This window comes from Mesorhizobium sp. M0898, from assembly GCF_040319695.1.
Taxonomy (GTDB): domain Bacteria; phylum Pseudomonadota; class Alphaproteobacteria; order Rhizobiales; family Rhizobiaceae; genus Mesorhizobium.
This window is the reverse complement of the sequence record NZ_JAMYOE010000009.1, coordinates 15,885-37,013: the sequence shown is the minus strand read 5'-3', so window position 1 is coordinate 37,013 and position 21,129 is coordinate 15,885. Positions and strand designations below refer to the sequence as shown.

The 21,129-nt window shown below is 62.4% G+C and carries 24 protein-coding genes and 1 pseudogene; 9 read left to right on the top strand and 16 right to left on the bottom strand.

Going from position 1 to position 21,129, the window contains the following annotated elements; translation table 11 throughout:
- Positions 1–5 precede the first annotated feature (5 nt).
- The gene (locus tag NKH90_RS12945; RefSeq protein ID WP_352541435.1) at positions 6–740 is read left to right on the top strand and encodes a class I SAM-dependent methyltransferase; all 735 of its coding nucleotides are present in this window, start codon (positions 6–8) and stop codon (positions 738–740) included.
- A gap of 2 nt (positions 741–742) precedes the next feature.
- On the opposite strand, the gene NKH90_RS12940 is transcribed toward NKH90_RS12945, so the two are convergent.
- On the bottom strand, positions 743–1,537 hold the full coding sequence (locus NKH90_RS12940; protein ID WP_352474643.1) for a phosphodiester glycosidase family protein: 795 nt from the start codon (positions 1,535–1,537) through the stop codon (positions 743–745).
- Positions 1,538–1,700: 163 nt separating this feature from the next.
- Between NKH90_RS12940 and grxD the strand changes: the two genes are divergently transcribed.
- Both grxD and NKH90_RS12930 read left to right on the top strand, forming a co-directional pair.
- Positions 1,701–2,036: a Grx4 family monothiol glutaredoxin gene (grxD, locus tag NKH90_RS12935; RefSeq protein WP_023674712.1), complete on the top strand. Its 336-nt coding sequence runs from the start codon at positions 1,701–1,703 to the stop codon at positions 2,034–2,036.
- Positions 2,037–2,243: 207 nt separating this feature from the next.
- The gene (locus NKH90_RS12930) at positions 2,244–3,443 is read left to right on the top strand and encodes a multidrug effflux MFS transporter (protein WP_502893744.1); all 1,200 of its coding nucleotides are present in this window, start codon (positions 2,244–2,246) and stop codon (positions 3,441–3,443) included.
- An 18-nt stretch (positions 3,444–3,461) separates the two neighbouring features.
- Here NKH90_RS12930 and NKH90_RS12925 read toward each other — a convergent pair whose 3' ends face one another.
- The 4 genes from NKH90_RS12925 to rpsD all read right to left on the bottom strand — a co-directional run bounded on the left by NKH90_RS12925 (position 3,462) and on the right by rpsD (position 6,396).
- The gene (locus NKH90_RS12925; RefSeq protein ID WP_352501584.1) at positions 3,462–3,869 is read right to left on the bottom strand and encodes a UCP034077 family protein; all 408 of its coding nucleotides are present in this window, start codon (positions 3,867–3,869) and stop codon (positions 3,462–3,464) included.
- Between the two features lie 50 nt (positions 3,870–3,919).
- Positions 3,920–4,747, bottom strand: coding sequence for an inositol monophosphatase family protein (locus tag NKH90_RS12920; RefSeq protein ID WP_352819660.1), 828 nt, complete (start codon positions 4,745–4,747; stop codon positions 3,920–3,922).
- Positions 4,737–5,624, bottom strand: a complete 888-nt coding sequence (gene ttcA, locus NKH90_RS12915; protein ID WP_352819658.1) for a tRNA 2-thiocytidine(32) synthetase TtcA — start codon at positions 5,622–5,624, stop codon at positions 4,737–4,739. Before ttcA ends, NKH90_RS12920 begins: the two co-directional genes overlap by 11 nt.
- A gap of 154 nt (positions 5,625–5,778) precedes the next feature.
- Positions 5,779–6,396 carry a 30S ribosomal protein S4 gene (gene rpsD, locus NKH90_RS12910; protein ID WP_352772765.1) on the bottom strand — a complete coding sequence of 206 codons (618 nt, stop codon included), beginning with the start codon at positions 6,394–6,396 and terminating at the stop codon, positions 5,779–5,781.
- A 379-nt stretch (positions 6,397–6,775) separates the two neighbouring features.
- Here rpsD and NKH90_RS12905 point away from each other — a divergent pair, with 379 nt between their 5' ends.
- Positions 6,776–6,988, top strand: a complete 213-nt coding sequence (locus NKH90_RS12905; RefSeq protein ID WP_023674706.1) for a hypothetical protein — start codon at positions 6,776–6,778, stop codon at positions 6,986–6,988.
- 90 nt (positions 6,989–7,078) lie between these two features.
- On the opposite strand, the gene NKH90_RS12900 is transcribed toward NKH90_RS12905, so the two are convergent.
- From NKH90_RS12900 to NKH90_RS12885, 4 genes are all read right to left on the bottom strand, one after another.
- Positions 7,079–7,267, bottom strand: coding sequence for a DUF3008 family protein (locus tag NKH90_RS12900; protein WP_023674705.1), 189 nt, complete (start codon positions 7,265–7,267; stop codon positions 7,079–7,081).
- Positions 7,268–7,343: 76 nt separating this feature from the next.
- Complete coding sequence (murI, locus tag NKH90_RS12895; RefSeq protein ID WP_352681936.1) at positions 7,344–8,156, bottom strand: glutamate racemase; 813 nt, start codon at positions 8,154–8,156, stop codon at positions 7,344–7,346.
- A gap of 157 nt (positions 8,157–8,313) precedes the next feature.
- Positions 8,314–8,952, bottom strand: a complete 639-nt coding sequence (locus NKH90_RS12890; protein WP_352819656.1) for a DUF805 domain-containing protein — start codon at positions 8,950–8,952, stop codon at positions 8,314–8,316.
- 67 nt (positions 8,953–9,019) lie between these two features.
- On the bottom strand, positions 9,020–9,886 hold the full coding sequence (locus NKH90_RS12885) for an RNA methyltransferase (protein ID WP_352819654.1): 867 nt from the start codon (positions 9,884–9,886) through the stop codon (positions 9,020–9,022).
- Positions 9,887–10,092: 206 nt separating this feature from the next.
- On the opposite strand from NKH90_RS12885, the gene NKH90_RS12880 reads away from it, so the two are divergent.
- From NKH90_RS12880 to NKH90_RS12870, 3 genes are read left to right on the top strand one after another with little or no spacing between them, the layout of a single operon-like run.
- The gene (locus NKH90_RS12880; protein ID WP_292659842.1) at positions 10,093–11,304 is read left to right on the top strand and encodes an NADP-dependent isocitrate dehydrogenase; all 1,212 of its coding nucleotides are present in this window, start codon (positions 10,093–10,095) and stop codon (positions 11,302–11,304) included.
- Positions 11,305–11,315: 11 nt separating this feature from the next.
- On the top strand, positions 11,316–11,936 hold the full coding sequence (locus tag NKH90_RS12875) for a glutathione S-transferase family protein (RefSeq protein ID WP_352819652.1): 621 nt from the start codon (positions 11,316–11,318) through the stop codon (positions 11,934–11,936).
- A 15-nt stretch (positions 11,937–11,951) separates the two neighbouring features.
- Positions 11,952–12,533 carry a demethoxyubiquinone hydroxylase family protein gene (locus NKH90_RS12870; protein WP_352819650.1) on the top strand — a complete coding sequence of 194 codons (582 nt, stop codon included), beginning with the start codon at positions 11,952–11,954 and terminating at the stop codon, positions 12,531–12,533.
- Positions 12,534–12,667: 134 nt separating this feature from the next.
- Here the strand turns inward: NKH90_RS12870 and NKH90_RS12865 are convergent, their stop codons facing one another.
- The 3 genes from NKH90_RS12865 to recA form a co-directional block, all read right to left on the bottom strand.
- A complete protein-coding gene (locus NKH90_RS12865; protein ID WP_352819648.1) occupies positions 12,668–13,462 on the bottom strand; it encodes a PhzF family phenazine biosynthesis protein in 795 nt (264 codons plus the stop codon).
- A 64-nt stretch (positions 13,463–13,526) separates the two neighbouring features.
- Positions 13,527–16,193, bottom strand: a complete 2,667-nt coding sequence (gene alaS, locus NKH90_RS12860; RefSeq protein ID WP_352819762.1) for an alanine--tRNA ligase — start codon at positions 16,191–16,193, stop codon at positions 13,527–13,529.
- A gap of 259 nt (positions 16,194–16,452) precedes the next feature.
- Positions 16,453–17,550, bottom strand: a complete 1,098-nt coding sequence (recA, locus tag NKH90_RS12855; protein WP_023674696.1) for a recombinase RecA — start codon at positions 17,548–17,550, stop codon at positions 16,453–16,455.
- A 276-nt stretch (positions 17,551–17,826) separates the two neighbouring features.
- Here recA and NKH90_RS12850 point away from each other — a divergent pair, with 276 nt between their 5' ends.
- The gene (locus NKH90_RS12850; protein ID WP_352819646.1) at positions 17,827–18,750 is read left to right on the top strand and encodes a PfkB family carbohydrate kinase; all 924 of its coding nucleotides are present in this window, start codon (positions 17,827–17,829) and stop codon (positions 18,748–18,750) included.
- 34 nt (positions 18,751–18,784) lie between these two features.
- Here NKH90_RS12850 and NKH90_RS12845 read toward each other — a convergent pair whose 3' ends face one another.
- Entirely contained in the window at positions 18,785–19,108 is a 324-nt protein-coding gene (locus NKH90_RS12845) for a TfoX/Sxy family protein (RefSeq protein ID WP_023674693.1), read from the bottom strand.
- A 90-nt stretch (positions 19,109–19,198) separates the two neighbouring features.
- Here NKH90_RS12845 and NKH90_RS12840 point away from each other — a divergent pair, with 90 nt between their 5' ends.
- On the top strand, positions 19,199–19,696 hold the full coding sequence (locus NKH90_RS12840; protein ID WP_352458423.1) for a GFA family protein: 498 nt from the start codon (positions 19,199–19,201) through the stop codon (positions 19,694–19,696).
- Here NKH90_RS12840 and NKH90_RS12835 read toward each other — a convergent pair.
- The 3 genes and pseudogenes from NKH90_RS12835 to NKH90_RS12825 all read right to left on the bottom strand — a co-directional run bounded on the left by NKH90_RS12835 (position 19,693) and on the right by NKH90_RS12825 (position 21,127).
- Positions 19,693–20,156 (bottom strand): annotated as a pseudogene (locus NKH90_RS12835) (DUF2199 domain-containing protein). The gene NKH90_RS12840 and the pseudogene NKH90_RS12835 overlap by 4 nt on opposite strands.
- 80 nt (positions 20,157–20,236) lie before the next feature.
- Positions 20,237–20,623, bottom strand: coding sequence for a Fe-S cluster assembly scaffold SufA (gene sufA, locus NKH90_RS12830; RefSeq protein ID WP_352474720.1), 387 nt, complete (start codon positions 20,621–20,623; stop codon positions 20,237–20,239).
- A gap of 111 nt (positions 20,624–20,734) precedes the next feature.
- Positions 20,735–21,127: an SUF system Fe-S cluster assembly protein gene (locus NKH90_RS12825; RefSeq protein ID WP_352474719.1), complete on the bottom strand. Its 393-nt coding sequence runs from the start codon at positions 21,125–21,127 to the stop codon at positions 20,735–20,737.
- Positions 21,128–21,129: the final 2 nt, after the last annotated feature.

The window sequence follows — 21,129 nt, the reverse complement described above, 5'->3', positions numbered from 1 at the left end:
AAGTCATGGCCAAAGGCGACAGCGATCCGGTTGCAGTCAGTGCCTATGCTTCCTTCGCCGAGCGCTATGACGCGCTGGCGCCGATCAAGCCGCACAACGCCCTTTATGAACGGCCAGCCTCGCTGGAGTTGCTGGGCGACGTGACGGGTCTGAACATACTGGACGCCGGTTGCGGCTCCGGTATCTGCTCGGAAAAGCTGGCTGGCTCAGGTGCGCGGGTAAGTGCCTTCGACATTACGCCGGAAATGCTGGCTCTGGCACGTCAGCGATGCGCTGGGCTCGATGTCGATATCCGGCTTGGCAACCTCGAAAGGGCTCTCGACTGGCTCGCGGATGGCAGTTTCGACCGAATACTTTGCTCGCTGGCGCTCGACTATGTCGAAAAACTGGAGCCGGTATTCGCTGAGTTTCATCGCGTGGCCTGCCCGGGCGGCTGGCTGGTGTTCTCTATGGGCCATCCAATGCGCGACTGGCAGGACACGCGCACGCGCGGGACGAAAACCTATTTTGAAACGAATCGCTGGGGCATGTATTGGGGAGGTTTTGGGGAGCCCAAGCCCTATGTCGAATCCTATCGCAGGCCGCTCGGCGATATCCTCAACGGGCTTGCCGACACAGGCTGGACGCTCGATCGTTTCGTCGAGCCGGTTCCCGCGCCCGAGATGGAAATGGTCGACTCCAGGCATTTTGCCGAACTGAGTTTGGCGCCGGCATTCATATGCGTACGTGCGCATAAATAAATTCACCTTTTCGCCGACACGGCGATGATCGGCCCGACCGGATAGCTTCCACCCACAATCATCCGCTCGCCGTTCGACAGCGCCGAAACGACCCCGTCGAAGAAAAGCGCGTTGGGACAATTGAGCGCATCTCGAAACAGTCGCGCGAAGCTGCCGAGGCTGACCTCAGAGCGCGAGATCGCCAGCACGACAGTGTTTTCGTCACGCACGCCGATGCCATTGCGGATATAGCGCGATGTGCCGTTTTGCTCGAAGCGGGGATGAAGCCGGCCGTCGATCACCAGCATCGGGCCGGATTGCGTGGCAAACATCACGTCCAGTCTGGTCGCAGCATAGGCGCTTGTCTCCATGACCGCCGCCTTGCCGTCCTTCCGGACCAGGAAGACGCCATTCGGTTTCAGGAAGAAATTCCCTTCGCTGTCGGCGACGTTGATCGGCGCCTTCTCCCGGCCGTCTTCGACGAGAAGGCCGACCGGAGTCAGGTCTTGGTGATACATGCCGGCGTTCATGGCGAGCAGCACCGGCCGGCCATGATCCGCCATCGCCTTGTCGAATTTGTCCAGTGAACCGAAAGCCTTGCCGTCAAGGCCTGCATGGAACACACCGATGTCATAGTGGCGCAGATCGATTTCGCAGACGACATAGGCGACCGCCTCGAAGCTCGCGTCGCGGCACGGCGCCGGTAATTCACCGCCGACGACGAGAGATGGCTGTCTCGGCGACCTGGCCCACCAGATCAAGGACAGTGCGGCGAACAGAACGGCGAGGAGGAACCCGGCGAGATATCGTCTTTTCATCGCGCCTCGGGAAAGATGGTGGCCAACGCTCTTGGCCCAAGATCAGACGTTCCTTTGCGCCATTTGCATGGCAAGGCGGCAAACATCTTGTTTCGCGCAACCCATGGGTTTATTTGAAGGGTAATGTTCGAGCCTGACTCCCACAGGCATGAAAGGGTATTCCATGAGCGGCATCAACGACTACATCGACAATGAAGTGAAGGGCAACGACGTCGTTCTCTTCATGAAGGGCACGCCCGGCTTCCCGCAATGCGGATTTTCCGGCCAGGTCGTGCAGATCCTCGACTATATCGGCGCCGACTATAAGGGCGTCGACGTGCTGACGTCGGCCGAACTGCGGCAAGGCATCAAGGACTATTCCAACTGGCCGACCATCCCGCAGCTCTACGTCAAGGGCGAGTTCGTCGGCGGCTGCGACATCATCCGCGAGATGTTCCAGGCGGGCGAATTGCAGACCTTCCTCGTCGAAAAGGGCGTCAGCGTCAAAGGCGCCGCCTGACTTCTGTTTCTGCGTATGACCTTCCGCCTGCGATTTTCGGGGGTCATGCGCTAAGCGCCGGGGCAGCCCCCACCTTGGCAAAAAGTTCTGCCCGCTATCGGGCAATCAACGAATGGATGCGTCGGCCAGCCGGCGCATTTTCGTTTGAGGATCGGACTGGCCTTGGATCAGCAAGCACAAGCGCAGCAAAAGGCAAGCACCTTGCCCATTCCGCGCTGGGAATTCATTGCGCTGTGCGCGGCGCTGATGGCGCTCAATTCGCTGGCAATCGACATTATTTTGCCGGCGCTGCAGCAGATCGGCGCTTCGCTTGGCATCGAAAATGAAAACCACCGGCAATATGTTGTCACCGCCTATATCCTTGGCTTTGGCGGCGGACAGCTGTTCTTCGGGCCGATCTCGGACCGCTTCGGGCGCCGCGCGCCGCTTGTCGCAGGGCTGGTGATCTACGTCCTGGCGGCCGGCGCTGCGGCAATCGCCCCGTCATTCGCCACGCTTCTGCTATGCCGGGCGGTGCAAGGCATCGGCGCGGCGGCGACGCGCGTCATTGCCGTCTCGATCGTGCGCGATACGTTCGACGGAAGGCGCATGGCCGAAGTCATGTCCTTGATCTTCATGGTGTTCATGGCCATTCCGGTGGTGGCGCCCGGTATCGGCCAGTTCATCATGCTGTTTGCGACCTGGCATGTGATCTTCGTCACCATGGCAGCCGGCGCGCTGATCGTGTCCGCCTGGTCGCTGCTGCGCCTGCCCGAGACACTACACCCCGAATATCGCCGGCCGCTGACGCTGTCCTCCATCATCGGCGGCTTCCGCATCGTTCTCACCAACCGCATCGCGCTCTGCTATGCCTTCGCCAGCACCTTCATCTTCGGCGCCATGTTCGGCTTCATCGCCTCGGCCCAGCAGATCTATGTCAGCGTGTTCAATGTCGGCGAGATGTTCCCCGTCATCTTCGCGGGGGTTGCCGGCGTACTTGCTTTTTCGAACTACCTCAACTCGCGCCTCGTCGGCCGCATCGGCATGCGCCGTCTGTCGCAAAGCGCGCTGCTGCTGTTTCTGGCCATCAGCCTTGCCTGGCTGGTCGTTTCCATCGAAATAAAGATGCCGCTCTGGCTCTTCATTACCTTCTTTGCCTGCGCCATGGTCCCGTTCGGCGCGCTTGGCGCGAACTTCAACGCGCTTGCTATGGAGCCGCTGGGGCACCTGGCCGGCACTGCGTCGTCGATCCTTGGGTTCATGCAGACATTTCTTGGCGGCATTCTCGGTACGCTGATCGGCCAAGCCTTCAACGGCACGGTGACGCCGCTGGCCGCCGGGTTCTGCAGCGTGTCGGTGGCGGCGCTGCTGATGATCCTGCTGGCCGAGCGCGGCAGACTGTTCCAGCCGCATAACCCGCCGGTTTAATGCACATTGCGCGTGCGCCTAGGATGCACCCTCACTGACCGCGGTGAAGCGGGGGAACAGCGTACGTCCTGCGATTGCTCCACCCATACTGTCCGAAACGGGCAGTGGAAGAGCCTTGTCGAGCGCCTCGAGGACGGAAGCCACGAAGGCCCGATTGAGCGGACCATCGTCCCCTAGATGGGAGTAAGTGGCGCGCGGCTTGCCGATAAGCGTGCCGTTTCGGCGAATTGAGAACTGCAGCGTCAGGGTCATGCCCGCGGTTCCGGGCGGCGGCTTCCAACAGGCGAAGATCGCGGAGAACATCTCGTCTATGGTGTCGACGGAGTCGGGACTGCGACATGCGCGTTCCCCAGCGCTTGCTTCATTGACACCGGCAACCAAGGCAAGGGCAAAGGCCGTTGCAACAATTGCGGACCGAGGTTTCATTCGAGGTCTCCGGTTTCGCACAGGATTGGACAACTTTTGGCAGCGAAGAGTTATTCCGCCCAGAGCTCGCGGCGCAGCTCCCGCCAGCTCTCCCGGTCCGGCGCGACCAGCAGGCCACCTCCGACATGCGACGGCAGATAGGCGCTGCCGTCGAAGCGCGCGGCATGGCCGCCCGCCTCCGCATGGATCAGCACGCCAGGCAGGTGATCCCAGGGCATCAGCTTGTTGTAGACGACGAAATGGCCGTGGCCGCTGGCCAGCAGGCGGTATTCGTGGGCGGCGCAGCGATAATTGAACTGCGATAGCGACTTGGTCTGGTTGCGCGCCAAACGTGAGCGGTCCGGCTCGAGCACGTAGTGCCATGAGACCGCACCGGTCATTTCCGACATCGGCGCCGGTTTGGCGACATGGACCTTTTCCAGATTGCCATGGGCATGGCGGATATGGCTGCCGGCGCCACTAACGCCGATCAGCCAATCCTTGCCGACGGGATCGTGGATGATGCCGGCGACCGTCTCGCCCTTGATCACGACGCCAAGCATGACGCCGAAAAGCGGCACGCCGGAGGCGAAGTTGAAGGTGCCGTCGACCGGGTCGATGACGAAGGCGAGTTCGGCATCGCCGAGACCGTCGAGCAGCGTCGGGTCGTCGGAGCAGGCCTCCTCGCCGACGATCATTGCGTGGGGATAACGCTGGCGCAGCCTGGCGGTGATGAGCCGTTCGGCATTGACGTCGGCCTCGGTGACGAGATCGGCGGCCGAGGTCTTGCGACGGACGTCGCCCTCGCTCAACCGGCGAAAGCGCGGCATGATCTCGGCGACGGCGGCTTCCGACAGAAGGTCGGCAAGCCAGTCGATCGCGCTATCGTCAAATGTCATCGGGACGCCTGGTGGTGAGGGTTTCGTTGAGGGCGGCGAAATCGAACAGCTTCCTGTCGAGCAGATGCGAACGCCGCACATTGGTCATGGCGCGGATCATCGTGTCCTTGCGGCCGGGCATGCGCTTCTCGATGTCGTCGAGCATCGCCTTCATGGCGTTGCGCTGCAGGCCTTCCTGGCTACCGCACAGATCGCACGGAATGATCGGGAATTTCATGGCGCCGGCGAATTTCTCGAGATCCGCTTCCGCACAATAGGCGAGCGGCCGCAGCACCATGACATCGCCTTCGTCGTTGAGCAGCTTCGGCGGCATGGCGGCGAGGCGTCCGCCATGGAACAGGTTCATGAAGAAGGTTTCCAGTATGTCCTCGCGGTGATGACCGAGCACCAGCGCCGAGCACCCCTCCTCGCGGGCAATGCGATAGAGATGGCCGCGCCGCAGCCGCGAGCACAGCGAGCAATAGGTGCTGCCCTCGGCCAGCTTGTCGGTGACCACCGAATAGGTGTCCTGATATTCGATGCGATGCGGAATGGCATAGCTGTCGAGATAGTCGGGCAATATGTGCTTGGGAAAGTTCGGCTGGCCCTGGTCGAGATTGCAGGCCAACAGCTCGACCGGCAGCAGCCCGCGCCATTTGAGATCGAGCAGAACGGCAAGCAGGCCGTAGGAATCCTTGCCGCCCGACAGTGCGACCAGCCAACGGTCGCCGGGTCTCACCATGGCGAAATCGTCGATCGCCTGGCGGGCAAGCCGCAACAGCCGCTTGCGCAGCTTGTTGAACTCGACGGAGGACGGCACATCGGCAAACAGCGGATGAAAGCCGCCTTCGGTGTCGGCGACCGGTTCGAGTGTTTCGGCGTCTGGCAGCATATTCATGGCGCGTCGGCCCCAAGATCCTGTTGCCGCCCGCAGTAGCGCATCGGACCGAAAACCGAAATCGATTTCGGAATCACGCCGCGGAAAAGGAAACGAAAAAAGAAAAGGCCGCCTCGACGGGCGGCCTTCGATTGTATCGCGACGAACGCGCCGATCAGCGCGAATAGAATTCGACGACTAGGTTCGGTTCCATCTGCACGGCAAACGGAACGTCCGCCAGGCCGGGGATGCGCGTGAAAGCCGCGGTCATCTTGTTGTGATCGGCGTCGATGTAATCGGGCACATCGCGCTCGGCCAGGCCCACCGATTCCAGCACGATGACCAGCTGCTTCGACTTCTCGCGCACTTCGATGACATCGCCCGGCTTGCAGCGGTACGAGCCGATGTTGACGCGCTTGCCGTTGACGTTGACGTGGCCATGATTGACGAACTGGCGCGCCGCAAAGATGGTCGGCACGAACTTGGCGCGATAGACGACTGCGTCGAGGCGCGATTCGAGCAGGCCGATCAGGTTCTCCGAGGTGTCGCCCTTGCGGCGGTCCGCCTCTTCATAGACCTTGCGGAACTGCTTTTCCGAAACGTCGCCATAGTGGCCCTTCAGCTTCTGCTTGGCGCGCAGCTGCAGGCCGAAATCGGAAAGCTTGCCCTTGCGGCGCTGGCCATGCTGGCCGGGGCCGTATTCACGCTTGTTGACCGGGGACTTCGGGCGGCCCCAGATGTTTTCGCCAAGACGGCGGTCGATCTTGTACTTCGCGGATTCGCGCTTGCTCATCGCATTCCCTTTCAAAACAACACACCCGGAACCTCATGGTCCGGGCGAAGGAAACGCGCCCTCCTCTGGCCTCCGTTTTCGAGACCTGACAGGGTTTTCCACGCAACGCGACGGAAAACCCACGGGACACGTCATTTCAAACAAGACATAGGGAAAGTAAACCGGCTTCCCAAACGTCTTGCACACATAAAGAAAACCACCGGGCATTGCGGCCCGGTGTTGGTGGGCTGGTTAAACGGAGATTTAACCGCTGTCAAGCTTCCGGCTGGCGCGAATCGCCGAACCGGATAGTGTTACGGTTGTAGAACGTGCCGGATGTGGCGGGAGGTTGCGCCAGCGGCATCAGGAAGGGACTGAAATCAGAGGAGCTGGAATTCGCATGAAGAAGTTCTTCCTTACGTTGGTAGGCGCCGCGGTGATGGCCGGCACGATGGCGGTCGCGCCCGAGCCGGCGCAGGCCCGGCATTGGCATGGGCACAGGCATCACCAGGTCTGCCGCATCGTGGTCAAGAAGAAGGTGGTGTGGCGCCACGGTCATCGCAAGGTGATCCGCTACAAAGTGCGGCGCTGCGGGTGGGGCTGGAACTGGTAATTTTCGTCCTCGCCCGTTGAGACTTCATGGCCCGCGGCTCAGCCGCGGGCCTTTTATTGACCGGCATCCGCCGTCAGAATGGCCAGTCGATCAGTGTTTCGACTTCTTTTCCGGCAGGCCCTTGCGCTTGGTCTCGGCGAATTCCTCGAGCTGTTTTTCGCTCATGGATTTATACATTCCCTTCGACGCGCCTTTGAGCGCGCCCTTCTTGGTCTCGCCGCGCTTGGCTGACAATGCCGCGCCGGCCGCTTTCTGCTGGGCTTTTGAGGTGGCTGGCATGATGGTTTCTCCCGTTTCCAATGAGAGGAAAACGCATTGTCCGGTGTGATGTTCCCAAAGCGAAAATTGCCTGCGATCAGGATATCGCCAGGCCAAATCCCTGCATCAGCCGGCGCGTCGGAAAATCGGCGCTGTTCGAGGTGAAGAATGCAAGGTCGGCGCCTTCCGGCAGTGCCTCTCTGCGATAGCGGGCCTCGGTATCGGCAAGCAGCGACAGCGCCCGGCGTGCGATCGCCTCGGCCGGGTCGAGCCAGTCGACCGGCCACGGTGCTGTCTTGCGCATGCGGTTGGCCAAAAACGGATAATGGGTGCAGGCAAGCACGACGATGTCGGTGCGCAGCCCGTCATGCTCGACGAAGCACGGCGCGATCTCGGCGCGCACGGCGTCCTCGTCGACAAAGCCATCGCGCATATAGGCTTCGGCCAATCCCGCCAGCTTGTCGCTGCCGACCAGGCGGACATGGCATTTCTGCGCCCATTTGCTGATCAGGTCGCGCGTGTACTGGCGCTTGACGGTGCCGGGCGTAGCCAGCACCGAAACCAGGCCTGAGCGCGTGCGTTCCGCCGCCGGCTTGATGGCCGGCACGGTGCCGACGAAAGGGTGGCCGGGAAACCTCTCGCGCAAGGCATCGATGACCAGCGTCGAGGCAGTGTTGCAGGCGATGACCGAGATGGCCGGCGAAAACCGGTCGAGCAGCCTGGCGAACAACTCCAGGATATGTGTTCTCAGCGCCGGCTCCTCCCAGCCGCCGAAGGGGAACGCCGCGTCGTCGGCGACATAGATGAAGCGGCGATCAGGCATCAGCACGCGCGCCTCCCGCAGCACGGTCAGGCCGCCAATGCCGGAATCGAACATCAGGATCGGACGGGCGCTCGATGGATCGGTCATTGTCATTGAGTCACTAAGGGCTGGGAATCACTAAGGGCTGGGAATCACAAACGAGATCACGAGGGAAGGCCCGGCCCATGCTTTCTGCTTCGGCCAATGATGCTTTATCCCGGCCGCTTCTATGTGGAAGCATCATGGCCTTGATGCGGCGAGCCGGTCACACAAGGCCGCGCTTGCCGAAGCCGCCGGGCCGCGGCCGGCCGTTCGCCGGAGATGCAGGTTGAGATGCAGGGTGGTTCGACGGCACCGGCGCGGCCCGCGTGGCGTAGGCTGGAGCCAGGGCCGTCGCGCCGGTGGCTGACGCTGAATGGAGCGGCCCGGGCGGGTCGAAATCGTCGAAACTCAGGGATGACGCCATATCCGCAGAGCCACCGCCCGCCTGCTTGCCCGCCAAGATGACGGCCCACAGCCCGACAAGAGCTAATCCCAGCAGGTTAAGGCCGGAATGCGAATCTTCGCCGTCGAATTTTACGACAAGAACAGTGCCGGCCTGCAGGATCGCGAACAGCGTCGAGAACACGATATACGACCAAAGGATCCAACCCGACCCTTGCGCGTCGCGGCTTCGACGCCAGGCGAAATTCGCGCGGAACAGAACGATCACCAGCGAGGTAACGAGAACAGCCGCGGCCAGCCCTTCCCTGGAAGGTCCGGGCTTCGAATTGGCCAAACCCTCGAAGCCGACGCTCCCCACGACGCACAGCACGAATGTCACGATTTCCGCAACCAGCAGGGCCGCGGAATAGAAGAAAAAGCGAAGACGCCCGATATTTGAATTGAACATCGAAAGATCCATCGTTTTCCAGACAATGGATCACACCAAATAACATTCGGTTACTGGTGAGGTATGGGTAGTTCCGAGGCTATTCTTTGTCTTTCGCCCTCGCAGCGCGTGCCGCGGCCGCCGGGAGCCGCCTTGGATCGTCGCCGGGCGATCCGTCGCCGCGCGGCATGGCCGGCGAGAACCTGTCCAGCGATGATATTATGCCGCGCAGCACCTTGAGCTCCGGCTCGGCAAAGCCGGGGCGGGTCAGCACTGCACGCAAATTGTCGACCATCTTCGGCTTCTTCGCTGCCGGGCGGAAATAGCCGCGCGCCTCCAGTGCACCTTCCAGATACGCAAACAGGCCGTGCAATTCTTCCTTGGTGGCCGGCGGCATTTCGGGGCCGGAGAAGTTGGTCCTGGTCTCGTCTTCCAGGCCGGACTTCATCCATTCATAGGACATCAGCAGGGCCGCCTGGGCGATGTTGAGCGAGGAGAAGGCTGGATCGACGGGGAAAGTGACGATCTCGTCGGCAAGCCCGACCTCGTCATTATAGAGGCCGAAGCGTTCGCGGCCGAACAGGATGCCGGTGCGCTGGCCGGCCCGCTGCCGCGCCCGCAGCGCCCTGCCCGCCTCGACCGGCCCGCGCACCGGCTTGAAATTGTCGCGCGCGCGCGCCGTGGTGGCGAAGACGAAGTTCAAATCGGCGACCGCCGAGGCGAGGTCGTCGAACACCTTGACTGCATCGATGACGTGGTCGGCGCGGCTTGCGGCGGCACGCGCCTTCTCGCTCGGCCAGCCGTCGCGCGGATTGACGAGCCGCAGCTCGGTAAGGCCGAAATTGGCCATGGCGCGCGCAACCATGCCGATATTCTCGCCGAGCTGCGGCTCGACCAGGATGATCGCCGGTCCGGACGCTGGAGTTCCGGAGGCAAGAGGGGTGGCGGGATCCTGGGTAGCGGCCATGGTTGTCAGTGAACTGCTGTTTGCGGCATTTCGCAGTCCCCTGCCACATTTGGCGGCGAAAATGAAGCTTTCGCAAGGAATGCCGACACTACGGCGCGGTTCGCCGTTTGCGCGGCCAAAAAGCCTTTGATATACGGGCCGCATCCCAGGGCCGGCAGCCGTGCGGGCAAGGCCGTTCCGTTCCCCAAAAGTGAGGCATTCTTTCCATGGCGAAGATCAAGGTGGCGAACCCGGTCGTCGAACTCGACGGCGACGAGATGACCCGCATCATCTGGCAGTTCATCAAGGACAAGCTGATCCACCCTTATCTCGACCTCAAGCTCGAATATTACGACCTCGGCATCGAGCACCGCGACGCCACCAACGACCAGGTGACCATCGATTCGGCCAATGCCATCAAGAAATACGGCGTCGGCGTGAAATGCGCGACGATCACGCCCGACGAGCAGCGCGTCGAGGAATTCAAGCTGAAAAAGATGTGGAAGTCGCCGAACGGCACCATCCGCAACATCCTCGGCGGCACCATCTTTCGCGAGCCGATCATCATGAAGAACGTGCCGCGGCTGGTGCCCGGCTGGACCAAGCCGATCATCGTCGGCCGCCACGCCTTCGGCGACCAGTACCGCGCCACCGACTTCCGCTTCCCCGGCAAGGGCAAGCTGACAATCAAATTCGTCGGCGAGGACGGCCAGGTGATCGAGCACGATGTGTTCGACGCACCCGGCGCCGGCGTCGCCATGGCCATGTACAATCTCGACGAATCGATCCGCGAATTCGCCCGCGCCTCCCTGAACTATGGGCTGCTGCGCAATTACCCCGTCTACCTCTCGACCAAGAACACCATCCTCAAAGCCTATGACGGCCGCTTCAAGGACATCTTCCAGGAGGTCTACGAGGCGGAGTTCGAAGCAGAATTCAAAGCGAAGAAACTCTGGTACGAGCACCGGCTGATCGACGACATGGTGGCCTCCAGCCTGAAATGGTCGGGTGGCTATGTCTGGGCCTGCAAGAATTATGACGGCGACGTGCAGTCCGACACGGTGGCGCAAGGCTTCGGCTCGCTCGGCCTGATGACCTCGGTGCTGATGACGCCGGACGGCAAGACCGTCGAGGCGGAAGCCGCGCACGGCACCGTCACCCGCCACTATCGCCAGCACCAGAAGGGCGAGGAGACCTCGACCAATTCGATCGCCTCGATCTTTGCCTGGACGCGCGGCCTCGCGCACCGCGCCAAGCTCGACGACAATGCCGAACTGAGGCGCTTTGCCGAGACGCTGGAAAGGGTCTGCATCCAGACGGTCGAGTCCGGCTTCATGACCAAGGACCTGTCGCTGCTGATCGGCCCCGACCAGCCATGGCTTTCGACCACCGGCTTCCTCGACAAGATCGACGAGAATTTGCAGAAAGCGATGGCCTGAGCCCAACCGGCATGGGCAAGCCCGTCGTCTACGGCGCGGACTACAGCGTCTATGTGCGCATCGTCCAGCTGGTGCTGGAGGAAAAGGGCGTCGGCTACGAGCTCGTGCCCGTCGACATCTTTGCCGCGGACGGCATTCCCGGCTGGTATTTCGAGCACCAGCCGTTCGGCCGCATCCCGGCCTTCGAGCATGACGGCTTTCGCCTCTACGAGACCGGCGCGATTGCCCGTTATGTCGACGAAGCCTTTGGCGGCCCGGCGCTGCAACCGGTCGAAGCCCGGCCTCGAGCACGCATGAACCAGATCACCGGCCTGCTCGACGCCTATGCCTACAGGACCATGGTCTGGGATGTCGCTGTCGAGCGGCTGGAAACAACGCCGCCCAACGAAGCGGTGATCGCCAACGGGTTGCGGCAGGCAAGAACGGCATTGCAGGCGCTCTCCTCGCTGAAAGCCGAAGGGCCTTGGCTGTTGGGAACGGACCTGACGCTGGCCGACCTGCACGCCGCACCGATCATCGGCTATTTCGTCAAGGTCGCCGAGGGACAAGCCCTGCTGGCCGAGTTTGCCGAGATCCAGAATTGGTGGACCCGCATTGCGGCGCGTGCGAGCGTTGCCGGCAGGCTGACTTAACTCTCGAGCGCATTCATGGCCAAGCTCTCTCACCAGGACGCACTGACGGTGGCCAGAATAGTCAGAGTCAACCACGCCGGCGAGTACGGCGCGATCAGAATCTATTCGGCACAGATTCTTGTCGCGAAGCGTTTCTGGCCGGACTGCGTGCCGTCTTTGTCGGAGATGCTTGGGCACGAGCGCACCCATTGCGCGTGTTTCCATGCAGCCATGCCACTGCGAAATTCCCGACCGTGTCGCGTGATGCAATTCTGGAGCTGGGGCGGCTGGCTGCTGGGTTTCCTCACTGCCCTGCTCGGCCCGCAAGGCGTCTGGGCCTGCACCGCAGCTGTCGAAGCGGCGGTGCACCGCCATCTCGATGATCAGCTGTTCTTTCTCACCGGACGCGATCACGAGTTGCACGGCATCATCCTGTCCATCCGCGAAGAAGAGCTTGCCCATCTGCGTCACGCCGAAGAGCAGCTGACCTCGCCTGGACCGTTGCTGAACCGCCTGCGCGCAGCGATCTCCGTTACCACCGACTGCCTGATTTGGCTGTCGACCTGGGGGGACTCGACGCGAATGACGCGTGCCCTGAAGGCATCAAGGCATCTCTGATGAGCGCTATGCCGTTCTAGCGCCGCCTCTTTGGGGCCACTGCCCTGCGCCATCGGGCCGCCGCCCGGCCCTAACGCCATACCGTGATCTGGACACCTGGCTCAGGCGAAGCAGCCACCGAATTGGCAAGCCGCTCAATCGGGAAGGTAGATCTCCGCCTTCATGAAGGTCTTCGCACGGCCTGTGATCAGCACGCGATCTCCGGCCAGTTCGCATAGCAAATGCCCGCCGCGCTGCGAGCATTGGAATGCCGACAGATGCGTCTTGCCGAGTTTTTCAGACCAGTAAGGCACCAGCGTCGCATGAATGGAGCCGGTTACCGGATCCTCGGGAATGCCCGCCCCGGGCACGAAGTAACGGGAGACGAAATCGTGGGCTCGCCCAGGCGCGGTAATGACCAGGCCGAGAGGATGAAAACGTCCGATCCTGAGCAGATCGGGAACGAAAGATCGCACGGTTGTCTCGTCGGCAAGCTCGACAAACAGGTTCTCGAAATTGCGGAAGCTCGCAACCGGCCGCTGAGGCAATATCGCTTGCAGCGCCGAGTCCAGCTCTTCCTCGACGGGCTGCGGCGGAAAACAAGGCAGATCGAGCTGATAGCCCCCTTCCCACCGGGAAACCCGCAGCTCGCCGACCCGGGTGGCGAAGGCCATTTCGCCCTGACCATTGTATTCCGTAGCCAGCACATGGGCGGCCGCAAGAGTGGCGTGGCCGCAGAAGTCGACTTCGTGGACCGGCGTGAACCAGCGCAAATCCCAACCTTTGCCATTCGGCCGCACAAACGCGGTTTCAGCAAGATTGTTTTCGTTGGCGATGGCCTGCATTACCTGCTCCGACAGCCATTCCTCTAAAAGGAGAACGGCGGCAGGGTTACCCTGGAAGGCCCGTTCGGCAAAGGCATCGACCTGATACATCGTCAGCGTCGGCATATCGGCCCTCAAAGATATCCACTGGGCGACGCGCCATTTCGGCCGTGCCGCCCCCGGTGCAGGTTCACGCCGCTTCGAGAGCCGCCTTCACCGCAGCGATCGCGTCTTCGGCCTTCGAGGCGTCCGGGCCGCCGGCCTGAGCCATATCGGGTCGCCCGCCGCCGCCCTGCCCGCCCAATGCCGCGGACGCGACGCGCACCAGATCGATGGCGCTGAAGCGGCCGGTCAGATCATCGGTGACGGCGACGACGACGCTTGCCTTGTTGTCCTCGCCGGCGCCGACAAAGACGACGATGCCGGAGCCGAGCGACTTCTTGCCGGCATCGGCCAGTGGTTTCAGATCCTTTGGCGAGACGCCCGATACCGCCTTGCCGAGAAAACCGACACCGGCAATGGTTTCGTTTTCCGCCGGCACACCGGCTGGCGAGCGATCGCCCAGCGCCAGCTTCTTGCGCGCCTCGATCAGCTCCTTTTCGAGCTTCTTGCGCTCGTCGAGCAGCGCCTCGACGCGGGCCGGCACATCGGCCGGCGATATCTTCAACGCGGCGGCGGCCGCCTTCAACCGCTTGTCCTGTTCGTCGAGATGCTTTCTGGCCGCCTCGCCGGTCAACGCCTCGATGCGGCGTACGCCGGCAGCGACCGCGCTGTCGGACACGATGCGCACCAGGCCGATATCGCCGGTCGCCCTGACATGCGTGCCGCCGCATAGCTCGACCGAATAAGGCCGGTTGGCCTTGGCGCCATGCAAGCCCGTGCCCATCGAAACGACGCGCACTTCATCGCCATATTTCTCGCCAAACAGCGCCATGGCGCCTTCGGCAATGGCGTCGTCGACAGACATCAGCCGCGTGGTTACAGGGCCGTTCTGAACGACGATCTCGTTTGCCATGCGCTCGACCTCTTCGAGCTCGTCAGGCGAGATCGGCTTGTTGTGGGAGATGTCGAAGCGCAGACGCTCGGGCGCGACCAGCGAGCCCTTCTGCGCCACATGGGTACCCAGCACCTCGCGCAGCGCCTCATGGATCAGATGCGTGGCGGAATGGTTCGCGCGCAGCCTGGAGCGACGCGCGTGGTCCACCTTCAGCTCGACGGTCGCGCCCGTCTTGACCGTGCCGTTAGCCACCTTGCCGAGATGGACGAAAAGCCCATCGGCCTTCTTCTGGGTATCGGATATCTCGATCGAGAACCCGTCGCCCGAAATGACGCCGGTGTCGCCCATCTGGCCACCGGACTCGCCATAGAACGGCGTCTGGTTGACAACCACGGCAACGGCGTCGCCCTTGCCGGCGCTGTCGACGGTCTTGCCGTCCCTGACCAGCGCCTGGATGAGGCCTTCCGCCTGCTCGGTCTCATAGCCGAGGAACTCGGTGGCGCCGGCGTTCTCGCGCACCGGAAACCATACCGTCTCGGTCGCCACGTCGCCGGAGCCGGCCCAGCTTTTGCGCGCCTCCGCCTTCTGCCGCTCCATCGCCTCGGTGAAGCCGGCAAGGTTGACCGAGATGTTGCGCTGGCGCAGCGCATCCTGCGTCAGATCGAGCGGAAAGCCATAGGTGTCGTAGAGCTTGAACGCTGTCTCGCCATCCAGCATGTCGCCGGAGGCCAGCTTTTCCGTCGCCTCGGAAAGCAAGCCCAAGCCGCGCACCAGCGTCTTGCGGAAACGAGTTTCCTCAAGCTTCAGCGTTTCGGTGATCATCTGTTCGCCGCGCACCAGTTCCGGGTAGGCTTGACCCATCTCGCGGACCAGTGCCGGCACCAGGCGCCACATCAGCGGATCGCGGGCGCCGAGCAACTGCGCGTGGCGCATGGCGCGGCGCATGATGCGACGAAGCACGTAGCCGCGTCCTTCGTTGGACGGCAGCACGCCGTCGGCGACCAGGAAGCAGGACGAACGCAAATGGTCGGCGATGACACGGAACGATGCGACGGTGCCCGCATCCGGACCTTTGCCAAGCGCCGACGACGCAGCGTCGATCAGGTGGCGGAACAGGTCGGTTTCGAAGACGCTTTCAACCCCTTGCAGGATGGAGGCCATGCGCTCGAGGCCCATGCCCGTGTCGATCGACGGACGCGGCAGGTCGATGCGCTCGTCCTTCGCCACCTGTTCATACTGCATGAACACCAGGTTCCAGAATTCAAGGAAACGGTCGCCATCCTCCTCGGGGCTGCCGGGAGGGCCGCCCCAGATATGCTCGCCGCGGTCGATGAATATCTCCGAACACGGCCCGCAAGGTCCAGTGTCGCCCATCGCCCAGAAGTTGTCCGAAGTCGCGATGCGGATGATGCGATCGTCCGAAAGGCCGGCGATCTTCTTCCAGTACGAAGCCGCCTCGTCGTCGGTGTGGTAGACGGTGACCAGCAGCTTGTCCTTCTTCAGCCCGAACTCCCTGGTGATCAGGCTCCAGGCAAGCTCTATGGCCCGCTCCTTGAAATAGTCGCCGAAGGAGAAATTGCCGAGCATCTCGAAGAAGGTCAGGTGGCGCGCGGTGTAGCCGACATTGTCGAGGTCGTTGTGCTTGCCGCCGGCGCGAACACTCTTCTGGGCAGTCGTGGCGCGCGAATAGGGCCGCTTCTCCAGACCGGTGAAAACGTTCTTGAACTGCACCATGCCGGCATTGGTGAACATCAGCGTCGGGTCGTTGCGCGGCACCAGCGGGCTTGACGCGACGACCTCGTGACCTTCCTTGCGAAAATAGTCGAGAAATGCCGACCGGATCTCGTTGACGCCACTCATGAATACTGCCTTTTCGAGAGAACCGCCGGCTGCCGGCGGAAAATAGACATGGCCTTTTAGCGGTCGCACCGCAGCCTGTCCAGAAACACCAAATGGGCTCAAATCCCGGCTTTCACCAGCGCCTTGAAATGCGTCTGCCTCGCCGTCAAACGCGAACCGCCGGCCCAGGGCCGGCGGTTCGAAACGCATCGATTACGCAAACTCAAAATCAAAACATCAAATCGAAACCTGGCTGAGGCTCAGAGAGGCGTCGCTTGCCCTACATCACCCCAGCGTCGTCCTCGAAACCGTCATCGCTGCTTTCGGAGCCGCCGTTCTCAAGGAATTTCTCAGCGATCAGCCCGGCATTCTGCCGTAGCGCCAGCTCGATCTCGCGCGCCGTGTCGGGATTGTCGCGCAGGAACAGTTTTGCGTTTTCGCGGCCCTGGCCAAGACGCTGCGAATTGTAGGAGAACCAGGCGCCCGACTTTTCGACCACGCCCGCCTTGACGCCGAGATCGACCAGCTCACCGGTCTTGGAGACGCCCTCGCCATACATGATGTCGAACTCGACCACCTTGAAGGGCGGCGCCAGCTTGTTCTTGACGACCTTGACGCGGGTCTGGTTGCCGACGACCTCGTCGCGATCCTTGACCGAGCCGATGCGGCGGATGTCGAGGCGGACCGAGGCATAGAATTTCAACGCATTGCCGCCGGTCGTCGTCTCGGGCGAACCGAACATGACGCCGATCTTCATGCGGATCTGGTTGATGAAGATGACCATGGTGTTGGAGCGCGAGATCGAGGCGGTGAGCTTGCGCAGTGCCTGGCTCATCAGGCGGGCCTGCAGGCCGGGCAGCGAATCGCCCATCTCGCCTTCGATTTCCGCCCGCGGCGTCAACGCCGCCACCGAATCGACCACCAGCACGTCGATGGCGCCGGAGCGCACCAGCGTGTCGCAGATCTCGAGCGCCTGCTCGCCGGTATCGGGCTGCGAGATCAGCAGGTTTTCGAGATCGACGCCGAGCTTGCGGGCATAGACCGGGTCGAGCGCGTGCTCGGCATCGACGAAGGCGCAGATGCCGCCCTTCTTCTGGGCTTCGGCCACCGTGTGCAGCGCCAGCGTCGTCTTGCCCGAGCTTTCCGGCCCGTAGATCTCGACGATGCGGCCGCGTGGCAGGCCGCCGACGCCAAGCGCGATGTCCAGCCCAAGCGAGCCGGTCGGCACCGTTTCGATCTCGACGACCTGCTCGTTCGCGCCGAGCCGCATGATCGAGCCCTTGCCGAAGGCACGCTCGATTTGCGACAGCGCCGCATCCAGAGCCTTTGATTTGTCCACCGCTTTGTCCTCTACAAGCCGCAAAGAATTCTGAGCCATGATACATCACCCCGTGGTCGTCAATGGAGGCCGGACAATCCCGCAATCCTTAAAACAATGTACCTCATTTGTTCTCATTTGTCAATGAGCACCAAGGGTTTGAAAAATAACGCATATCCCTATTTGTTCTATTTTTGTTTCGCAATTATCGCTTCCGATGTGTCTGGCCTCGCATGCGGCGCCGTTGCCGTTACCAACCGAATCGGACCCGCGATTGCAGGGTTCCGCCCGGCGACCTAGTCTCCCCGGGCAACAGCTAAAGGGCATTTTGACGGCATGATCAAATCCCCGACGATCCTGGCCGTGGGCGGCGCCTATATCGAGCGGCGCGGCCGGGTTGCCGGCGCCTTCGTGCCAGCAGCGTCTAATCCGGGCACGATGCGCGAGCATGTCGGCGGCGCCGTCTTCAACGCCTTGCGCTGTGCGGTGCGCCGCGGCGTCTCGGCCTCGCTGCTTTCGGTGCGCGGCGGCGATGCCCTTGGCGACACGGTCTTACGCGCCGTCACCGAGGCCGGCGTTGCCGACCTGTCGGCGGTGTTCCTCGACCGAGCAACGCCAAGCCATACGATGCTGATCGACAGCGACGGCGGGCTGATCGCCGGCCTTGCCGACATGGTGCTCTACGAGCTGGCGCTTCCCAAGCAGATCCGCCGTGCCAAGGTGCGGGAAGCGATCGGTTCGGCCGACGCGGTGCTGTGCGACGCCAACCTGCCGTCGACCGCGCTGGAGCGGCTAGCGGCACTCGCCGCCGGCAAGCCGGTGTTTGCGCTTGCGGTCTCGCCCAACAAAGCGGCGCGGCTGACGCCGGTGCTCGACCGTCTGGCGATGGCCTTCATGAACCGGCACGAGGCCGGCGTGCTCGCCGGCGTCCAAATCGATCAAGGCATCGTCGACGGCCTGAGACGCGCCGGGCTGAAAAGCGGCGTGATCACCGCCGGCGACGAACCAGTGCTCGGTTTCGACGAATTGAGCGCGTTCTCGATCTCGCCACCGCCGCTGCAAAAGCGGACCGATGCTGCCGGCGCCGGCGACGCATTGGCAGGCGCCACGATCGCTGCCCTGCTGCGCGGCCTGACGCTGCGCGCGGCACTGCGCGAAGGCATTGCCGCAGCGATGCTCGTCGTCGAGAGTGCCGCCTTCACCAGCGCTGGCTTTGCCGAAGCGCTGGCGCTCGTGCCCGAGGCGCGGGAGCTGGCATGAAGTGCGGCCCGGAATTGCCGAAGCATGACGCAGCCTATTTGCCGGCGCGCCGTCCTGCCTCGTAGGCGCGGCGCGCCCAGATCGCCATCTCGTCGGGATCGTCGAACGCGCTGTCGGGAACGCTCCAATAGGGCATCGACACGAGCTTGCCGTGGCGCGAGCCGGTATAGGTCCATTGCCGGCAGCCGGCCGCTTCGAAATCCGGGGCGCTTTCGGCGTCGGCCTTCAGCATCAATTCGCCACCGATGACGATGGCGACGATGACGCCGTCGAAATAGATGCCCTTGCCGCCGAACAGCTTGCGGATGCTGACCGGGCCGAGGCCTTCGAAAAGCTCTTCTATGCGCTCGTTGTCCATGCGGCGATCATGTCACCCGGATTTCCCCTTGTCATCGCCGCAACCGGCGCCATCCTGACAAAGTGCAAATCACTTTCGTCGGAGTTTCTCATGCCGCTTCTGCTCAAAGGGTCCTGCCGGTGCAATGCCGTGCGTTTCGAGGTGGAAAGCCACACGCCGGTGCCGTTCATGCTGTGCTACTGCTCGATCTGCCGCAAGCAGCAGGGCGGCGGCGGTTTTGCCATCAATCTCGGCGCCGATTACGAGACGCTGAAAATCCAGGGCAAGCGCCATCTCGGCGTCTACCGCGCCGAGATCGAGGACGACGAGCACCCGCAACGCGAGACCTCGACCGGCGAGCGGAACTTCTGCACGAAATGCGGGACGGCACTCTGGCTCTACGATCCGACCTGGCCGGAGCTGGTGCACCCCTTCGCCTCGGCGATCGACACAGACCTGCCGAAGCCGCCGGAGAAGGTGCATCTGATGCTGAAATACAAGGCGAACTGGGTCGAGCCGGATATCGGCAAGGGCGACAAGGTTTTCGATGTCTACCCGGAGGAGTCGATCGCAGACTGGCACAAGCGAACGGGGATGTGGGTGGATTAGTTGCTCCCGGCCTTAGGTCGGTGCGTGAGAGCCACCCAGCGCTCTATCTGCGCCACATCCACCCCACTGCGTTGGGCCGCAACCAAGGGATGATCTGCATCATGCAGAAACACCTTCGGACGCTGATCACCGGGCTGAAATACAACATTGGCATGCAGATGCAACGAGCCGGGATACTCAGGAATGTTGTGCATCAGATATCCAAAACAGAGTTCTTCTTCATACTGCCACTGTCATATCCATCTCGGTATAGATTCCAGCTTTTTTCCGAGAGCGACATCCATACGCCGAAACAGAACTCGCTGGATAGCTGAGGCACTGGCAGAGGCAGCAAGCAACGAACAAACCGATCTGTTACCCCCGACGCACGGCGCACCTCGCAGAAATCTTCATTCTTACGAAAGGTCGCTCGAGCGGCATCGTCAAGCGTGTCCGTGTCCACGGGCGCACCGAACGCCATATCTGTTGGAAGCCCGGTATATTCCTGACCGCAACAGGCACACCGCCAGCGATATGCCTCGGCACTCATCACCAGAGACGCTAAGCCGCGCTTGCTTCGCGCGCCTCGGCCAGTGCCTTCAGATCAGCCGGCTTCAATTCGACCGATTCGCCGCAGCCGCAGGCCGAGCTCTGGTTCGGATTGCGGAAGGTGAAGCCGGTTCGCAGTGTCGTCTGCTCGAAATCCATCTCGGTGCCGAACAGGAAAAGTGCCGCCTCCGGCGCGACATAGACATGGGCGCCATCGCGCTCGATATGGTCGTCCTTGGTGTTCGGCTCGGTCACCAGATCGACCGTATATTCCATGCCGGCGCAGCCGCCCTTCTTGATGCCAAGGCGAATGCCATGCGCATTCTCACGGGTCGCGACGATCTCGCGCACCCGGTCGGCAGCCTTTTCGGTCATCGTGATGACGGCGAAGCGTCCCATGTCTTTCCTTCTCCATTCTTTGCAGGTTCAAGGCCTGCCGAATGATTCCTCACCTAAAATGGTGAAGTTTTGTACCCGGCGCAAGTGCGCCAGCCTCTGTCTGGTCGGATGCTAGTACCAGCCCACCGCCACCTGCGCCTCTTCCGACATGCGGTCGGGCGACCAGGGTGGGTCGAAGGTCATGTTGACCTCGACGCCGGAGACGCCTTCGACGGCGCCGACGGCGTTTTCGACCCAGCCCGGCATTTCGCCGGCCACCGGGCAGCCCGGCGCGGTCAGCGTCATGTCGATCTTGACCGAGCGGTCGTCCTCGATGTCGATCTTGTAGACCAGGCCGAGCTCGTAGATGTCGGCCGGGATTTCCGGGTCGTAGACCGTCTTCAGCGCCGAGACGATGTCGTCGGTCAGCCGCGCCAATTCGTCGGCGGGGATTGTCGATCCGGAAACCGCCGCATTGGTCGTCGCTTCCGAATTGGTCTCGGCGGTGTGGCTGGCATCATCCATGA

Bases quoted from the DNA above. Each gene is read 5' to 3' on its own strand.
- NKH90_RS12945 (WP_352541435.1), top strand. From the start codon at position 6: ATGGCCAAAGGCGACAGCGATCCGGTTGCAGTCAGTGCCTATGCTTCC.
- sufA (WP_352474720.1), bottom strand. From the start codon at position 20,623: ATGGGACGCTTCGCCGTCATCACGATGACCGAAAAGGCTGCCGACCGG.
- NKH90_RS12940 (WP_352474643.1), bottom strand. From the start codon at position 1,537: ATGAAAAGACGATATCTCGCCGGGTTCCTCCTCGCCGTTCTGTTCGCC.
- ttcA (WP_352819658.1), bottom strand. From the start codon at position 5,624: ATGAATATGCTGCCAGACGCCGAAACACTCGAACCGGTCGCCGACACC.
- NKH90_RS12870 (WP_352819650.1), top strand. From the start codon at position 11,952: ATGGCCAAGCTCTCTCACCAGGACGCACTGACGGTGGCCAGAATAGTC.
- NKH90_RS12925 (WP_352501584.1), bottom strand. From the start codon at position 3,869: ATGAAACCTCGGTCCGCAATTGTTGCAACGGCCTTTGCCCTTGCCTTG.
- grxD (WP_023674712.1), top strand. From the start codon at position 1,701: ATGAGCGGCATCAACGACTACATCGACAATGAAGTGAAGGGCAACGAC.
- NKH90_RS12920 (WP_352819660.1), bottom strand. From the start codon at position 4,747: ATGACATTTGACGATAGCGCGATCGACTGGCTTGCCGACCTTCTGTCG.
- rpsD (WP_352772765.1), bottom strand. From the start codon at position 6,396: ATGAGCAAGCGCGAATCCGCGAAGTACAAGATCGACCGCCGTCTTGGC.
- NKH90_RS12825 (WP_352474719.1), bottom strand. From the start codon at position 21,127: ATGGATGATGCCAGCCACACCGCCGAGACCAATTCGGAAGCGACGACC.
- NKH90_RS12845 (WP_023674693.1), bottom strand. From the start codon at position 19,108: ATGGACAACGAGCGCATAGAAGAGCTTTTCGAAGGCCTCGGCCCGGTC.
- NKH90_RS12880 (WP_292659842.1), top strand. From the start codon at position 10,093: ATGGCGAAGATCAAGGTGGCGAACCCGGTCGTCGAACTCGACGGCGAC.
- NKH90_RS12840 (WP_352458423.1), top strand. From the start codon at position 19,199: ATGCCGCTTCTGCTCAAAGGGTCCTGCCGGTGCAATGCCGTGCGTTTC.
- murI (WP_352681936.1), bottom strand. From the start codon at position 8,156: ATGACCGATCCATCGAGCGCCCGTCCGATCCTGATGTTCGATTCCGGC.
- NKH90_RS12900 (WP_023674705.1), bottom strand. From the start codon at position 7,267: ATGCCAGCCACCTCAAAAGCCCAGCAGAAAGCGGCCGGCGCGGCATTG.
- alaS (WP_352819762.1), bottom strand. From the start codon at position 16,193: ATGAGTGGCGTCAACGAGATCCGGTCGGCATTTCTCGACTATTTTCGC.
- NKH90_RS12875 (WP_352819652.1), top strand. From the start codon at position 11,316: ATGGGCAAGCCCGTCGTCTACGGCGCGGACTACAGCGTCTATGTGCGC.
- NKH90_RS12885 (WP_352819654.1), bottom strand. From the start codon at position 9,886: ATGGCCGCTACCCAGGATCCCGCCACCCCTCTTGCCTCCGGAACTCCA.
- recA (WP_023674696.1), bottom strand. From the start codon at position 17,550: ATGGCTCAGAATTCTTTGCGGCTTGTAGAGGACAAAGCGGTGGACAAA.
- NKH90_RS12850 (WP_352819646.1), top strand. From the start codon at position 17,827: ATGATCAAATCCCCGACGATCCTGGCCGTGGGCGGCGCCTATATCGAG.
- NKH90_RS12905 (WP_023674706.1), top strand. From the start codon at position 6,776: ATGAAGAAGTTCTTCCTTACGTTGGTAGGCGCCGCGGTGATGGCCGGC.
- NKH90_RS12865 (WP_352819648.1), bottom strand. From the start codon at position 13,462: ATGCCGACGCTGACGATGTATCAGGTCGATGCCTTTGCCGAACGGGCC.
- NKH90_RS12890 (WP_352819656.1), bottom strand. From the start codon at position 8,952: ATGGATCTTTCGATGTTCAATTCAAATATCGGGCGTCTTCGCTTTTTC.